The organism is Brevundimonas sp. (genome assembly GCF_036400995.1).
In the GTDB taxonomy this organism is placed as follows: domain Bacteria; phylum Pseudomonadota; class Alphaproteobacteria; order Caulobacterales; family Caulobacteraceae; genus Brevundimonas.
Genome location: NZ_DASWWG010000101.1, coordinates 25,620 through 39,886 on the forward strand (window position 1 = coordinate 25,620; position 14,267 = coordinate 39,886).

The 14,267-nt window shown below is 69.9% G+C and carries 14 protein-coding genes; 4 read left to right on the plus strand and 10 right to left on the minus strand.

Annotation, left to right across the window (positions count from 1 at the left end):
• The first annotated feature begins 3 nt into the window (after window positions 1-3).
• Entirely contained in the window at window positions 4-1,005 is a 1,002-nt protein-coding gene (locus VGE03_RS13920) for a DUF6607 family protein (protein WP_331047072.1), read from the plus strand.
• Window positions 1,006-1,059: 54 nt separating this feature from the next.
• On the opposite strand, the gene VGE03_RS13925 is transcribed toward VGE03_RS13920, so the two are convergent.
• From VGE03_RS13925 to petA, 9 genes are all read right to left on the minus strand, one after another.
• Window positions 1,060-2,694, minus strand: a complete 1,635-nt coding sequence (locus VGE03_RS13925; RefSeq protein WP_331047073.1) for a DUF4166 domain-containing protein — start codon at window positions 2,692-2,694, stop codon at window positions 1,060-1,062.
• The gene (locus tag VGE03_RS13930) at window positions 2,691-3,119 is read right to left on the minus strand and encodes a thiol-disulfide oxidoreductase DCC family protein (protein WP_331047074.1); all 429 of its coding nucleotides are present in this window, start codon (window positions 3,117-3,119) and stop codon (window positions 2,691-2,693) included. Before VGE03_RS13930 ends, VGE03_RS13925 begins: the two co-directional genes overlap by 4 nt.
• Before the next feature lie 42 nt (window positions 3,120-3,161).
• Entirely contained in the window at window positions 3,162-3,548 is a 387-nt protein-coding gene (locus VGE03_RS13935; protein ID WP_331047075.1) for a RidA family protein, read from the minus strand.
• Entirely contained in the window at window positions 3,548-5,209 is a 1,662-nt protein-coding gene (locus VGE03_RS13940; protein ID WP_331047076.1) for a M28 family peptidase, read from the minus strand. Before VGE03_RS13940 ends, VGE03_RS13935 begins: the two co-directional genes overlap by 1 nt.
• A 93-nt stretch (window positions 5,210-5,302) precedes the next feature.
• Window positions 5,303-6,970 carry a M28 family metallopeptidase gene (locus tag VGE03_RS13945; protein ID WP_331047077.1) on the minus strand — a complete coding sequence of 556 codons (1,668 nt, stop codon included), beginning with the start codon at window positions 6,968-6,970 and terminating at the stop codon, window positions 5,303-5,305.
• A 76-nt stretch (window positions 6,971-7,046) separates the two neighbouring features.
• Entirely contained in the window at window positions 7,047-7,628 is a 582-nt protein-coding gene (locus VGE03_RS13950; protein ID WP_331047078.1) for a DUF1579 domain-containing protein, read from the minus strand.
• A 144-nt stretch (window positions 7,629-7,772) separates the two neighbouring features.
• On the minus strand, window positions 7,773-8,648 hold the full coding sequence (locus tag VGE03_RS13955; RefSeq protein WP_331047079.1) for a cytochrome c1: 876 nt from the start codon (window positions 8,646-8,648) through the stop codon (window positions 7,773-7,775).
• Between the two features lie 8 nt (window positions 8,649-8,656).
• Window positions 8,657-9,955 (minus strand): cytochrome b, encoded by a 1,299-nt coding sequence (locus tag VGE03_RS13960; RefSeq protein WP_331047080.1) that lies wholly within the window; start codon window positions 9,953-9,955, stop codon window positions 8,657-8,659.
• A gap of 17 nt (window positions 9,956-9,972) precedes the next feature.
• A complete protein-coding gene (petA, locus tag VGE03_RS13965) occupies window positions 9,973-10,506 on the minus strand; it encodes a ubiquinol-cytochrome c reductase iron-sulfur subunit (RefSeq protein ID WP_331047081.1) in 534 nt (177 codons plus the stop codon).
• 194 nt (window positions 10,507-10,700) lie between these two features.
• On the opposite strand from petA, the gene VGE03_RS13970 reads away from it, so the two are divergent.
• Genes VGE03_RS13970 through VGE03_RS13980 form a run of 3 tightly spaced genes read left to right on the plus strand, consistent with a single transcriptional unit; the run spans window position 10,701 to window position 12,949 of the window.
• A complete protein-coding gene (locus VGE03_RS13970; RefSeq protein ID WP_331047082.1) occupies window positions 10,701-11,150 on the plus strand; it encodes a tRNA (cytidine(34)-2'-O)-methyltransferase in 450 nt (149 codons plus the stop codon).
• 45 nt (window positions 11,151-11,195) lie between these two features.
• Window positions 11,196-11,996, plus strand: coding sequence for an aspartyl/asparaginyl beta-hydroxylase domain-containing protein (locus VGE03_RS13975; protein WP_331047083.1), 801 nt, complete (start codon window positions 11,196-11,198; stop codon window positions 11,994-11,996).
• Window positions 11,984-12,949: an aspartyl beta-hydroxylase gene (locus tag VGE03_RS13980; protein ID WP_331047084.1), complete on the plus strand. Its 966-nt coding sequence runs from the start codon at window positions 11,984-11,986 to the stop codon at window positions 12,947-12,949. Before VGE03_RS13975 ends, VGE03_RS13980 begins: the two co-directional genes overlap by 13 nt.
• Here the strand turns inward: VGE03_RS13980 and VGE03_RS13985 are convergent, their stop codons facing one another.
• Window positions 12,950-14,212 (minus strand): dipeptidase, encoded by a 1,263-nt coding sequence (locus VGE03_RS13985; RefSeq protein WP_331047085.1) that lies wholly within the window; start codon window positions 14,210-14,212, stop codon window positions 12,950-12,952. It lies immediately after the preceding gene.
• Between the last annotated feature and the right edge of the window lie 55 nt (window positions 14,213-14,267).

The window sequence follows — 14,267 nt, forward strand, 5'->3', positions numbered from 1 at the left end:
CCCATGCGCCGCGCCCTTCTGCTCACCTCCGTCCTGGCCGCCGCCCTCGCGGCGTCCGCCCCGGCCCTGGCCCAGACCGTGGCCTCCACGACCGCCGTGACCGCGCCCGCGAGCAGCCCGTTCGAGCGGGATCGCCAGTCGATCCTCGCCCAGGCCGGCCAATGGCGGGTCCGGTTCGACATGCGGGAGAACGTCAGCTTCCGCGCCGGCTACGAGCCGCTGGAGGAAAAGCTCTCGGCGGGGAACGAGATCGTCCGCGTCGTCTATGACGACGGCACGCGGATCAGCCTGCAGCACATCCTCGTCATGAGCGATGACGCGGGCAACCACATGGTCATCAAGCACTGGCGGCAGGACTGGGTCTACGAGCCTGAAACCGTCCTGACCTACGCCGGTCCGAACCAGTGGGTCCTGACCCCGGTGCCGGCCGACCAGCGCCGCGGCGCCTGGTCCCAGACCGTCTGGCAGACCGACGACAGCCCCCGCTACGGCGGCGTCGGCCACTGGAGCTATGACCACGGCCAGTCGGAGTGGACCTCCAACCCGACCTGGCGTCCGCTGGCCCGCCGCGATGCGGTCCGCAACCCGATCTACGACCGCTACCTGGGCAGCAACCGCCACGCCCTGACGCCGGAGGGCTGGGTCCACATCCAGGACAACGTCAAGATGGGCCCGGCCGAGGGCGACGAGACCGATCCGGTCGCCATCGTCCAGGAAGACGTCATCAACACCTACCGCCGCGTCGATAACTACGACGCCGCGCCGGGCGACGCCTACTGGACCGCGACGAAGGACTACTGGGCCGGCGTCCGCGCCGCCTGGGATGAGGTCGCCGTCCGCAACGGCGGCATCTGGCTAGAGGAAGAAGCGAACCGGGGCGCCGTCACCGGCAAACCTCTGATGGACTGGGCCGACGAGATCCAGGCCGGGACCCTGACCACGGAAGCGGCGATCGCGCAGGCGCGCGAGCTCATCTTCCGCGCGACGGTCGCCCCGGCGTCGTAAGCCCGGACCATCGGAATGGGGGAAGGGGGGTGCCTGAGGGGGCGTCCCCCTTTTTCATGCCCGCCGCAGCCAGCCGCGATACCGGACCAGCCGCCCCAGCAGCGGAGCCCGGATGGTCACGTCGAAGACGAACCGCCCCTCCCCATCGGCCGCCTCGAAGGCCTCGGTCGTGGGGCCCAGGACCTTCGGCAGCGGGATCGGTCCCGCCCGCCAGCCCTCGACCCGATAGACCAGGCGGCCGTCCTCGGGCGTCAGGACCAGATCCATGCTCAGCGGGCCGAACCGCTCCCTGAGCCGCCCGCCGTCGCGCGGTCGCGACAGGATGCTGGCGAAGCCGTGGCCGCCGATCCGGCGACGCCAGATCGAGCGCTCGCCGTCGGCGTCAATGGCGACTTCAGCCTCGCAATCCGCCTGCCCCTTCGGGAAGCCGATCACCCACGCGGCCAGCGCCGCCAGCGACCCGCTCGCCCCCTCGGTCATCGCCCGGCCGCGCCACAACGACCGTCCCGGCGTCTCATGCAGCGCCCGGATCGGCTCGGGCAGGGCGTCGAAGGCCGGGCCGATGGCGCGCGGATAGAGCCCCCTCCCGACCACGGCTTCAGTGGCCAGCCCGTGCGGCGCCATCTCGTCGGTGATCGCCTCCAGCGGCAGGACGCCGACGCAGGCGCGCGCGCCCGGCGCCACGCCCCCGGCGGTGATGGCGCGTATGGCGGCCAGCGCGGGCAGGCTGGGCGTCACCGGCCCCTCCCCCGGCTCGGCGACCAGTCGCCAGACCGCGCGCGCCGTGCGCCCCTGCCCGTCCACGCCCAGGGCCTGGACCCGCATCGCTCCCCGGTCCGAGCCGATGAAGGCTTGCAGGCCGGCGAGCGCCAGCAGGGGCTTCGCCAGCGGCACGGGATCGAACCGGAACGACCGCACCAGCCCGCCCAGCAACCACGCCTCCAGATGCAGCAGCGACGGCTCCATCCCCGCAAGGAACAGCGCCCGCTCCCTCGGCGCGAACCGGGCCGGGAACAGGTCGAGATCGGGCGTCTCGCACAGCGACACCCGCCGCGCCCCCGCCTTGCCGAAGTCCCGGCGATACAGGCCGCTCCAGCCGCGCCGCGTCGTCCAGCCGCCGTCCTCGAACACCCGCACCGGCCGTCCCATCCACGACAGGATGGCCTGCATGACCGACAGCCCCTTGGGCGCCCGCGCGCCGGGCGAGATCGCCGCCTCGACCGCCACCACCTCGCGCCAGCCTTCGGTCAGGCGATCCAGCACGGCGTTGGACAGGGCGGGGGTCGAGCTGCAACCGGTCAGGGCGACCACGCCCGCCGCCCGCGCCGCCTCGTCCAACTCGGGGAAGGCGGCGACGAAGTCCCGTCCGTCGGCCAGATCGACATAGGACAGCCCCGCCGCGATCGCCGCCCGCGCCGTGGCCGGCTCGGCGCCCTGGAAGGGTCCGGCGGCGTCGGCGATGACGGCGGCGCCGGTGGCCTTCAGCTGCTCCGGCGTCAGGGTGGCGGTGTCCAGAACGGCGACCTCGACCTGACCGGCCGGAAACGCCATGCGCAACCGTCCGGCCACATCCTCCGCCCGCGACCGACTGCGCCCGGCCACCACGACCTCGAAGCCATGCCGGAGCAGGCCCTCCGCCAGCCGCGAGCCGAACACCCCGCCGGCGCCGATCACCAGAACTGTGGTCATGCAAGAAAGCGCGCCCTGTCTTCCGCCGAGGGAACCATGCACGCGTCCGTCCGCCCGAAGATCGCGTAGCGGTTCTTCGCGATCAGGTCATAAGCGGGATCGCGCAACAGACGTGGCGCGGCCTTCAGCGCCGCCAGCGCCCGGGTCTTCGGCAAGGCGCCGAGCACCGTCAGGGCCGCGTCCGACTTGAAGTGAATCAGCCCGCCCCACACCACGGCGTTCGTCTGCGGCGCCTCGGGATCGATGCCGTATCGTGTCGCCAACGCCCTGCCGGCTTCCGACTGGATCGGCAGGAAGCGGAACCGTTGCTCGGGGTCGTGGTCGATCACGAACCGCACCCAGCGCGAACAGAAGACGCAGACCCCGTCGAACAGGATCAGGCCGTCAGGTTCGTCGGGAGCGGGCTGAGGCGACCAGCGGGTCATGAGGTGACTTTGGGCCTGCGTGTGCAGCTTCTCAAGGCGGCGTTACGCCGCCGCCACCGCCTCGATCTCGACCAGCCAGCTTTCGTCGAAGATGCCGGTGACGATCACCGTCAGGGCGGTCTGCCGTCCGCCGAGACGGCGGATGCGAACCTCGCGGTTCTCCAGCGCATAGGCCCGGTCCGACAGGTAGGTCGTGACCTTCACGAGGTTGTCCAGCGTCATCCCCGCCGCGCGGAGCTGCGTCTCGACATTGTCCCAGACCTGCTCGCACTGGCCGGTGAAGTCGGGGGCCAGCGAGCCGTCCGGGGCGACCGGGATCTGGCCGGACAGGTAGAGCCAGCGGGTCGCCCCGCTGACTTCACAGGCCTGCGCGTACTCGCCCTCCGCCGGCGGCGAGCCGTCGCCGGTCAGAGGGCGGATCGACAGCATCAGCGGCGCGCCGCGTCCGAGCGGGCCCGAACCTGGGCAAACTCCGACGTCGGCTTCCAGCCCGGCCATTCGTCGCTGTTCGCGAGGTCCAGACCCAGGTGATACAGCAGGGTCAGGTTCTCGACCGCCGACCGCAGGTCCCAGTCCGCCGACCATTCGTCCGACGGCTTGTGGTAGTCCGCCGCGAAGCGGGCGCGCCAGGCGGCCTCGCCGGCCTCACGACCGCCGTCCACCCAGTCCCAGCCGTGCCAGGGCATGATCGCCGGCACGCCCATGCGGGCGAACGGGAAGTGGTCCGAGCGGTAGTAGAAGCCCTGCTCCGGCTGATGGTCATCCGAGACATAGCGGCCCAGCGGTGCGGCCAGCGCCTCCAGCCGGTCCTCCAGATCGTTCTGGCCCTTGCCGAAGATCGGGATGTCGCGGGTCGGGCCCGACAGGGGCAGCATGTCGATGTTGATGTCCGCCACCGTCGTCTCCAGCGGATAGACCGGATCGGCGGCGTAGGCGTAGGCGCCCAGCAGCCCCATTTCCTCGGCCGCCATGTGGGCGAAGACGATGGTGCGCTCCGGACGCGGCGCCCGGCTCAGCTGACGCGCCATCTCCAGCACGCCGATGGTGCCCGAGGCGTTGTCCCAGGCGCCGTTCCAGATGTTGTCGCCCTCGACGCCCGCGTGCTGCTCGGCGCCGCCGACGTGGTCCCAGTGGGCCGAATAGATGATCGTCTCGTTCGGACGCTCGGTCCCCGGGATTTTGGCCAGCAGGTTGTGGGTGACCAGGGTCTCGATGGTCTCGGAGATGTCCAGCGACAGGCTGACGCCGGTCAGCGGCACGGCCTTGAACGACCCGCCGGCGGTGTTGCCGAAGCTCTCCATGCCCAGACCGGCGGCCGAGGCCATGGCGAAGGCGGTGTCGTGATTGATGACGCCCGAGAACTCCAGGTTCGCCGCGCCCGGGGTCAGGGTGCGGGTGCGGTTGGCGCCGCGGATCATGCCCTGCCACTGGGCCGAAGAGGCCGGCTGCGGGACCAGGGTGATCACGCCCACCGCGCCGCGGCGGAAGGCTTCATCGGCCTTGTAGGCGCCCGACTGGTAGTTGGTGGCGTACTGGCCGTTGAACAGCTCGCCTTCCGGCTCGCCCGAGATGACCACCACGACCTTCCCGCGCACATCGATGTCGCCGTAGTCGTCCCAGTTCCGCTCCGGAGCGGTGATGCCGTAGCCGGCGAAGACCACGCCCGCGTTGCGGATCGAGGCGCGGCCGTCATTGGTCGCGGCGCGCAGGGTGATGTCGGTCCCGACGGTCAGGGCGTGCGACTGGCCGTCCGGGCCCGTCCAGCTGGCGGTTCCGCCGGCGACGGGGGTATAGCGCTTCAGCTCGACGGGCTGCAGCCACTGGCCGTTCGGGCCGCCCGGCTCAAGGCCCATGGCCTCGTACTGGGCCTGCAGGAAGGCCAGCACCTTGCGCTCGCCCTCGGTGCCCGGATAGCGCCCCTGGAAGTCATCGGCGCTGATGACGCGGATATCGTTGCTGATGCGCTCGGCCGAGAAGGCCGGTTCATGGGCGGCGTGGCCCGTCCCGCCCGCCGTGGCGCAGGACGAGACCAGCACGCCGGCGGCGAGAACGGCGGCGACGGCGGCGCCGTTCATCAGTTTGCGAAACATGGGTGAGCTCCATCCCCGGATCAGATGGCGCGCACATTAGGGCGGCCCCGCAGGACCGCCCCTTACTTTTTTGTCATGTGCGGTGCGGACGGATTACCGCCGCTGGTCCGCCGTCGGCGCGCGGGCCGGACCGAACTCCGAACCGTCCTTCCACTGCGGCCACTCGCGGCTGTTCGCGAGCGCCGAGCCGACGGTGTACAGCACCTGAAGGTCCTCGACCTGACCGCGCAGGTCCCAGTTCGGCGACCACTCGTCATTGGCCTGGTGGTAGCGGCTGCGGCCGTATTCCGAACGGGTGGCCTGACGCTCGGCGATCGGCTCGTCGCGGAAGTCGCCGGTCGAGCCGCCGTAGGTCATCGGCACGCCGCGCTTGGCCAGCGGGAAGTGGTCCGACCGGAAGTAGCCGCCCGAGGCGGGGTTGGCGTCGGGCTGCAGGGTGCGGCCCTGGCTCTCGACCACGGCGCCGATGCGCTCGTCCAGATCGGACTGGCCGTAGCCGGTGATGCCGTAGCGGTTCACCCGGCCGTAGACATTCATCGAGTCGATGTTGAACCCGCCCACGGTCGTGGCCAGCGGATAGACCGGGTTGGAGGCGTAGTACTCCGACCCCAGCAGGCCGCTTTCCTCGGCGGTGAAGCTGATGAAGACGATCGAGCGCTCCGGACGGGGGCCGGCGCCGAAGGCGCGGGCCAGTTCCAGCAGGCCGGCGGTGCCGGTCGCATTGTCCACGGCGCCGTTGAAGATGGCGTCGCCGTCCGCATCGGGCGAACCGACGCCGATGTGATCCCAGTGCGCGGTGTAGAGGACGGTCTCGTCAGGATGCGTCGTGCCCGGCAGCCGGGCCAGGACGTTGTGCGTGACCACCTGGGTCGAGGCGACGTCGAACATGCCGTTGAAGGTCACGCCGGTCAGTTCCACCGGACGGAAGTCGCGGCTGCGGGCGGCCACCTTCAGCGCTTCGAAGTCGAGACCGGCGCGGCGGAACAGGTCGACGGCGACGTGACGCTGCAGCCAGGCTTCCATCGGCGCGCGCTCGGCGGCGGCGTTGGCGCGGACGATGTCGAACTGCGGCCCGGACCAGCTGTTGTTGACGGTGGCCCAGCCGTACGAGGCCGGGGCCGTCTCGTGGACGATGATCACGCCCGCGGCGCCCTGCCGGGCGGCCTCTTCATACTTGTAGGTCCAGCGGCCGTAGTAGGTCATGGCCCGGCCGCCGAAGGTGTTGAGCTCCGGCTGTTCGAAGTCGGCGTCATTGACCAGCACGACGATGACCTTGCCGCGGACGTCGACGTCCTTGAAGTCGTCCCACTGGCGCTCGGGCGCATCGATGCCGTAGCCGACGAAGACCAGCGGCTTGTTCATCAGGTGGACGTGGTCGCCCGGCAGCCGGGTCGAGATCACGATCTGCTCGCCCTGCGTCAGGGGAATGGTCTCGCCGCCCGCGGTGAACCCGGCGCGGATGTTCGAGGCCGTGAAGCGGTTCAGGGTGACGTCCTGGGTCCACTGGCCGTTCGGACCGCCCGGCTGGAAGCCGGCGGCCGCGTACTGGGCGCTCAGGTAGTCGACGACCTTCTGCTCGGCCGGGGTGGCGATGCCGCGCCCCTCGAAGCTGTCGTCCGACAGGATCCGGGCGTCCTCCGACAGGCGCTCGGTGCTGAAGGTCGGGGTGTACGGGGTCGCGGGCGCGCCGCCTCCCGAGGTCGCACAGGCCGACAACAGGGCGCCGGCGGCCAGCACGGCGATGGAAACAGGCAGACGCATGATCAGGGCACCCTCAGCCATTCGAACAGGGGGCGGACCGTAGGGCGCCCGATCCGGGCTGTCGATCAGGCGGGGCTCAGTGCGGCGATACGGTCGCCACGCCCGGCCATTCGGTGTCGCCGATGCGGGTCAGGCGCATCTCGAAGAACCGGCGGGGCGGCTGGCCCTCCGCGATATAGTCGCCGACCTCGTGCCAGGCGCCGTCGCGGACGACCGCGACATAGGCGATGCGGGCGTTCGGCCCGGCCGGCATTTCCCAGCGGAAGCCGTCGTCGGTCAGTTCGAAGCGGTAGTCGCCGGTGTGGCCGTTGGCGTAGCTGCGGAAGCCGTAGCGACCTTCCCGCTCGTCCCACGAGATGATGGCGAAGGCGTTGAACTGGGTGGAGCCATCCGGCGCATAGCCGCGCCCCTCGACCAGCTTCACCGAACCGCCCAGCAGGGAGCCGACGCGTTCCGTCTGGGTCAGGACCGTGCGGCCGCCGGGCATGATGACCGTCGCCTCGCCCCGCCACTCGCCGTTCATGAAGTCCAGCGCGGCGATCCGGTCCCGCTGCGTCTGACTGCCGGTCGGCTGCATGGTCTGGGCCGCCGCGGGCGCTCCGGCGGCGCCGAACAGGGCCGCGGCGACAAGAACGGAGGCAAGGCGAAGACGGGTCATGGCGACCTCCTGACGATTTCGCTTTGAGTTATAAAGTTCTTTCTCAGAAATCGCAATACAGTGTTCGATGCGGCCGCTGGAACGAAAAACCCGCCGGAGCGCGGGTTCCGGCGGGTCGATCGTGTCGGCCTGTCAGGCGGTCGCTTAGTGGGCGACGCCCTTCCAGATGCGGCGGTACGACAGATAGGTCACACCGGCGAACAGCAGCAGGAAGATCAGGGCGCCGACGCCGGCGCGCTTGCGGGCGACCTGCTTCGGATCCGAGGCCCAGGCGATGTAGGCCGCGACGTCCTTGGCGTAGTTCTCGACGGTCGGCGCGGTGCCGTCGTCATAGGTCACCTGGCCGTTGCGCAGCGGGTTCGGCATGGCGATGAAGCCGCCGGGCGGGACGTGCGCGCCGTCCGCGACGAACGGGGTCAGGTCGCCGGCCATGTACTCGTTGTAGTTCTGGCCCGGACGCATCTGCAGGCCGGCCGGCGGCGTCTTGTAGCCGGTCAGCAGCGAGTAGATGTAGTTGGCGCCGCCGTGACGGGCCTTGGCCATCACCGACAGGTCAGGCGGAGCCGCGCCGCCGTTCGCCGCCGCCGCCGCCGTGGCGTTCGGATACGGGTTCGGGAAGCGGTCGGCCGGGGTGCCGTCGCGCATCACCGGCTCACCGGTTTCGGTGTCGATGTCGGCGATCTGAACTTCCTTGGCCAGGGCCCGCACGTAGCGGTTCTCGGCCGGGCTGTCCTGCTCGTGGTCGTAGAACGGACCACCGGGCTCGGCCAGGGTACGGAAGTGCATGAGGTTCATGCTGTGGCACGAGGCGCAGACCTCGCGATAGACCTTGTAGCCGCGCTGCAGCTGGCCCTGGTTGAACGTCCCGAACGGGCCGTCGAACGAGAAGCCGCCGTTGCGGAGCGGGTGACCGCCGCCGCCCGAGGCGAGGGCCGGAGCCGCCGACAGGGTCAGGCCGGTCGCCACGGCGATCAGGACCAGGGTCTTCTTCATGGAGCGCATCGAAGTCTTGAGGGTCATGGTCGCGATCAGCCCTTCTGCTCTTCGCCGCCCGACAGGACGGGTTCCGAGATGGTCGCCGGGATCGGGAGCGGCTTCTCCTTCAGACCCACCAGCGGCAGGATCACGAGGAAGAAGGCGAAGTAGTAGAGCGTGGCGAAGCGGGTCAGCCACAGGTAGCTGTTCAGGTCGCCGTCGATCAGGGTGAAGGTCTTGAAGTGACCGATCACCGGGGCGTCCGGCAGCTGGGCGCCGCACCAGCCCAGAACCAGGCCGACGAAGACGAAGATGATGAAGAAGGTCCGCATGGTCGGGCGGTAGCGCATCGAGCGCACCTTCGACGCATCCAGCCACGGCAGGACGAACAGCACGCCGATCGCCGCGAACATGGCCAGCACGCCGCCGAACTTGTCGGGGACCGCGCGGAGGATCGCGTAGAAGGGCAGCATGTACCACTCGGGCACGATGTGCGCGGGCGTCTGCAGCGGGTTGGCCGGGATGTAGTTGTCGGCGTGACCCAGGGCGTTCGGCATGAAGAAGACGAACAGGGCGAACAGCATCAGGAACAGGATGATGGCGAAGCCGTCCTTGACCGTGAAGTACGGGTGGAACGGAACCATGTCCTTCTTCTCCCGATCCTTCGGGATCAGGATGCCGACCGGGTTGTTCTGGCCGGCGTGGTGCAGGGCCCACAGGTGCAGGACCACGCAGCCGGCGATGACGAACGGCAGCAGGTAGTGCAGCGAGAAGAAGCGGTTCAGCGTCGCGTTATCGACGGCCGGGCCGCCGCGCAGCCAGATCAGGATCGGCTCGCCGATCCCGGGGATCGCGCCGATCAGGTTGGTGATCACCTCCGCGCCCCAGTAGGACATCTGGCCCCAGGGCAGGACGTAGCCGAGGAAGGCGGTGGCGATCATCAGGAAGAAGATCACGCAGCCGACGATCCAGATCATTTCCCGCGGCGCCTTGTAGGAGCCGTAGTACAGGCCCCGCAGCATGTGCAGGTAGACCGCGATGAAGAACATCGAGGCCCCGTTGGCGTGGGTGTAGCGGATCAGGTCGCCGCCGTTGACGTCGCGCATGATGCGCTCGACCGAGGCGAAGGCCAGTTCGGTGTTCGGCACATAGTGCATGGCCAGCACGATGCCGGTCGCGATCTGCGTGACCAGGCAGAGGGCCAGGATGCCGCCGAAGGTCCACCAGTAGTTGAGGTTCTTCGGGGTGGGCAGCGACATGTAGTCGGCGCCGAAACGGACGATCGGAAGACGGGTGTCGAGCCACTTCTCGACGGCGGTCTTCGGGACGTAGGTGGATTCGTGAGCGCTCATCGTTCTCTCGTACGTCCTCAGCCGATCTTGATGCGGGTGTCGGACACGAACTCGTATTCCGGCACGACCAGGTTCAGCGGGGCCGGGCCCTTACGGATACGGCCCGAGGCGTCGTAGTGCGAACCGTGGCAGGGGCAGAACCAGCCGCCGAAGTCACCGGTGCCGAAGGTCGGGACGCAGCCCAGGTGGGTGCAGTTGCCGAGGACGACCAGGTACTGGCCGTGGCCTTCCTTGGTGCGGGCCGTATCCGGCTGGACCGGCTTGCCCTCGTTCGGCTCGGACGCGAGCTTCTGCAGCTCGGCCGGCGAGCGGTAGCGGACGAAGACCGGCTTGCCCTGCCACTTGATCACGACCTGCTGGCCTTCCTGGACCTTGGTCATGTCGAATTCGATCGACGCCAAGGCCAGGGTGTCAGCCGCCGGGTTCATCTGGTTGATCAGCGGCCAGACGACCATGGCGCCCGCGCCCACCGCAGCCGCGCCGGCGGCGATGTGAATGAAGTCCCGGCGGGTGGCGTCGCCGCCTTCACCTTCAACGACCGATTCGGCCACGTTTCACTCCTCGTACGCCGCAGTCCACGCCCGAAGCGGAGCGTGGTGGACGGCATGGATGCTTTGGCGAGAACCCTTAACCCCGTCCCGACCCCGGTTTGCAACGGTTTGGCGCAAGTTGCTGACGCTACTTGCGAAACAGTCGCAAAACAGAGCGCGACAAGCCCCCGGGCCCCGCGTATGAGGGCTCTAGAATGCGTCTCGCCCTTTTTCAACCAGCCATTCCCCAGAACGTCGGCGCCAGCATCCGTCTGAGCGCCTGTTTCGGTGTGGAACTGCACATCATCGAGCCCACCGGCTTCCGTTTTGACGACCGCGCGATGAAGCGCGCGGCCCTCGATTACGGTCCGCTCAGCCACATGACCCGGCACGCGGACTGGGAGGCCTTCCAGCGGGATCGCGCCCCGGGACGGCTGGTCCTGTTCACGACAAAGGGGGCGACGCCCCTGCCGGACTTCGAGTTCCGGCCGGACGACGTGCTCCTGTTCGGCAGCGAGCCGACCGGCGCGCCCGACCATGTCCACGCCGCCGCGGACGAGCGGGTGGTGATTCCGTTGAAGTCCGGCGCGCGGTCGCTGAACCTGTCGGTCTCGGCCGGCATCGCCCTGTTCGAGGCGCTGCGGAAGACGAACAGCCTGCCCTGAGGCCTCTGGACGCGAGAACCGCGACCGGAGATACAATCCAAGGTCATGATCGACCGTTTCCGGCTGCCGCTGACCGTCAACACCGCCGCTCTTCGGGACGACCTGATCGCCCTGTCGGCGGAGGGCTGGGTTCCCCATTTCAACGGCGACTTTCATGACGGCGACTGGACCGGCCTGGTCCTGCGCGGTCCGATGGGCGCGACGGACAGCCTGCTGTCGACGGGCGAGGCGTTCGCCGATACCCCGCTGATGGCGCTGTGCGCCGGGGTCCGGACCCTGCTGGCGGGGCTGGACTGCCCGTTGCGGGCGGTGCGCCTGCTGCGGCTGGCCCCGGGGGCCTCGATCCACGAGCACCGCGATTACGACCTCGGCTATGAGCAGGGCGAAGCCCGGCTGCATGTTCCCGTGCTGACCAACCCTGGGGTCGAGTTCCATTTGCGCAACCGGCGGGTCGAGATGGCGCCGGGGGAGGTCTGGTACCTGGACCTCGGCCAGCCGCACCGGGTGTTCAACGGCGGCGCGACCGATCGCATCCATCTGGTCATCGACGTCGGCGTGAACGACTGGCTTCGCGCCCTGATCCCCTTCGAGGCGGCGGACCCCTTCCGTCCGCCGGAGCCGCTCATCGACGCCGACACCGCCGCCGCCAACCTGGACCGCTTCCGCGCGCTGGTCGCCGCGGAGCCCGACCTGCACGCGACGCTGCGCGACACCACCGATCGGGACCTGTTTGTCGAGGAGACGATCCGGCTGGGCCTTGAGCGCGCCCTGCCCTTCACCGCCGCCGCCGTTCGGGACGCCATGACCGAGGAGCGCCGCCGCTGGAACGAGCAATGGATGCGATAGCGCGGCTGGACGGCTGGCTGCCCGGCCGCATCTTCTGGAACGACGACGATGTCGAGGCCTCGATCGTGGAGTGGATCCACTCCGACGAGACCGGCTTCCCGGACGCCTTTCTGGACGACACCTTCGCCCGGCTGACGCGGCGGCCCGCGAACGTGCTGTTCCGGCGTCGGACGACGCTGGCGCAACTGGAAGCCTGGGCGCAGCACAGTCCGGGCATCCGCCCCACCGGGCTGATCTTCCATGTGTCGCGGTGCGGCTCGACCCTGCTGGCGCACCTGCTGGGACGGCTGGACGGCGCGCTGGTCCTGTCCGAGCCTGGTCCGGTCGACAGCCTGATCCGGGCCGGAGACCGACTGGGGCGCGACCGGCAGATCCGCCTGCTTCGCGCCGTCGTCAGCGCGCTCGGTCAGGCGCGGGCGCCGGGCCAGACCCGGCTGTTCATCAAGCTGGACGCCTGGAACACCCTCCAGCACGCCCTGATCCGGGAAGCCTTTCCCGAGACGCCGCGCGTGTTCCTGTATCGCGACCCGGTCGAGGTGCTGGTCAGCGCCCTGCGGCAGCGCGGCGTCCACACGGCGCCGGGACTGCTTCCGGGCCGGCTGTTCGGGATCGACGACGAGCCGGATCCCGACGCCTGGGCCGCGCGGGTGCTGGGCGCGATCCTGAGCGGGGGCCAGGAAGCGGCGGAAGCCGCCCCCACCCTGCTGCTGAACTATGCGGACCTGCCCGGCGCGGCGTGGACCGGGGTCGCCGGGCATTTCGGCCTGACGCTGACGAAAGACGAAGTAGCCCGACTGACCCTCGCCTCAGGGCGCAATCCGAAGCGGGGCGACCAACCGTTTGAAAGCGACGCCGCCGCCAAGCGCGACGCCGCGCCGGAGGCGGTGCGGGCTCTGGCGGAGCGGTGGATGCGCCCCGCCTACGACGCGCTGGAGGCCCTCAGGCGGGCCTGACTATTCGGGCGCGCCTTCGGCCGGCAGCGAGGCGAGACCGGGGCGCTCGGCCCGTTTGCTCGCGGCGACGCCCTCGACCGCCCGCATCACGCGCAGCACGTTCTCGCCGGCCAGCTTGCGGATGTCCGCCTCGGTCCAGCCGTCCTCCATCAGGGCGGCCAGGATGCGCGGATAGGCGTCGACGCCGCTGATGCCGTCGGGCAGGGAATCCACGCCGTCGAAATCACCACCCAGACCGACGTGGTCGATGCCCGCCACCTCCCGCACATGCTGGATGTGGGCGACGACGTCGGCCACGGCCGCGCGCGGCACGGGGTTGGCGGCGACCCAGGCCGCCAGACCGTCGGTCACCGCCTGCGGATTGCCGGGGTTCAGCGACTTGAGCCGCGCGTCCTCGGCGGCCCGCGCCGCGCTCCACGCCCGCACGGTTTCGCTGACGAAGCCGGGGACGAAGGTCACCATGACCACCCCGCCGTCCTCGGCCATCATGCGCAGCACGCTGTCCGGCACATTGCGCGCATGACCGGTCACGGCGCGCGCGGACGAGTGGGAGAAGATCACCGGCGCCTCGGACACCCGCATGGCGTCCAGCATGGTGTCCTCCGAGACGTGGCTCAGGTCGACCATCATGCCGAGGCGGTTCATCTCCTTGACGACCTGCTCCCCGAACGGCGACAGGCCGCCCCACTTCGGCGCGTCGGTGGCGCTGTCCGCCCAGGTGGTGGTCTTCGAGTGGGTCAGGGTCATGTAGCGGACCCCGGCCTCATGGAACTCGCGCAGCAGGCCGAGGGAGTCGTCGATCGAATAGCCGCCCTCGATGCCCATCAGGCTGGCGATCCGCCCCTGCCTGTGGATGCGCACGATGTCGTCCGCCGTGGTCGCCAGCTCGAAGACGTCCGGATAGGCGGCCACCAGCCGGCGGACGATGTCGATCTGCTCCCAGGTGGCGACGGCCGCGTCGTTCGGGCTCAGGCTGGCGGGCACATAGACCGACCAGAACTGGCCGCCGACGCCCCCGGCGCGCAGGCGCGGGATGTCGGTGTGCAACCGGGTCGACGCCTGCAGGTCGGTGGTGAGATCGACCGCGAACGGGTCGCGCCCGTGGCTCTGCCGCAGGGCCCAGGGCAGGTCGTTGTGCCCGTCGATCAGGGGCGTCCGCTCAAGAATGCGCCGGGCCCGCGACTCGGCGGCGTTGTCCTGGGCCTGGACCGGCAGGGCGAAGGCCGACAGGGCGGCGGCGGCCAGAAGGGCGGTGCGGAACATCGGCGGACTCCCCGGAAAACGAAGCGGCGACAGTGGCAGACGCATCGGCGGGGTC

Excerpts from the sequence above, each read along its gene's own strand:
- VGE03_RS13920 (WP_331047072.1), top strand. The coding sequence starts at position 4 with ATGCGCCGCGCCCTTCTGCTCACCTCCGTCCTGGCCGCCGCCCTCGCG.
- VGE03_RS13925 (WP_331047073.1), bottom strand. The coding sequence starts at position 2,694 with ATGACCACAGTTCTGGTGATCGGCGCCGGCGGGGTGTTCGGCTCGCGG.
- VGE03_RS13930 (WP_331047074.1), bottom strand. The coding sequence starts at position 3,119 with ATGACCCGCTGGTCGCCTCAGCCCGCTCCCGACGAACCTGACGGCCTG.
- VGE03_RS13935 (WP_331047075.1), bottom strand. The coding sequence starts at position 3,548 with ATGCTGTCGATCCGCCCTCTGACCGGCGACGGCTCGCCGCCGGCGGAG.
- VGE03_RS13940 (WP_331047076.1), bottom strand. The coding sequence starts at position 5,209 with ATGTTTCGCAAACTGATGAACGGCGCCGCCGTCGCCGCCGTTCTCGCC.
- VGE03_RS13945 (WP_331047077.1), bottom strand. The coding sequence starts at position 6,970 with ATGCGTCTGCCTGTTTCCATCGCCGTGCTGGCCGCCGGCGCCCTGTTG.
- VGE03_RS13950 (WP_331047078.1), bottom strand. The coding sequence starts at position 7,628 with ATGACCCGTCTTCGCCTTGCCTCCGTTCTTGTCGCCGCGGCCCTGTTC.
- VGE03_RS13955 (WP_331047079.1), bottom strand. The coding sequence starts at position 8,648 with ATGACCCTCAAGACTTCGATGCGCTCCATGAAGAAGACCCTGGTCCTG.
- VGE03_RS13960 (WP_331047080.1), bottom strand. The coding sequence starts at position 9,955 with ATGAGCGCTCACGAATCCACCTACGTCCCGAAGACCGCCGTCGAGAAG.
- VGE03_RS13970 (WP_331047082.1), top strand. The coding sequence starts at position 10,701 with ATGCGTCTCGCCCTTTTTCAACCAGCCATTCCCCAGAACGTCGGCGCC.
- VGE03_RS13975 (WP_331047083.1), top strand. The coding sequence starts at position 11,196 with ATGATCGACCGTTTCCGGCTGCCGCTGACCGTCAACACCGCCGCTCTT.
- VGE03_RS13980 (WP_331047084.1), top strand. The coding sequence starts at position 11,984 with ATGGATGCGATAGCGCGGCTGGACGGCTGGCTGCCCGGCCGCATCTTC.
- VGE03_RS13985 (WP_331047085.1), bottom strand. The coding sequence starts at position 14,212 with ATGTTCCGCACCGCCCTTCTGGCCGCCGCCGCCCTGTCGGCCTTCGCC.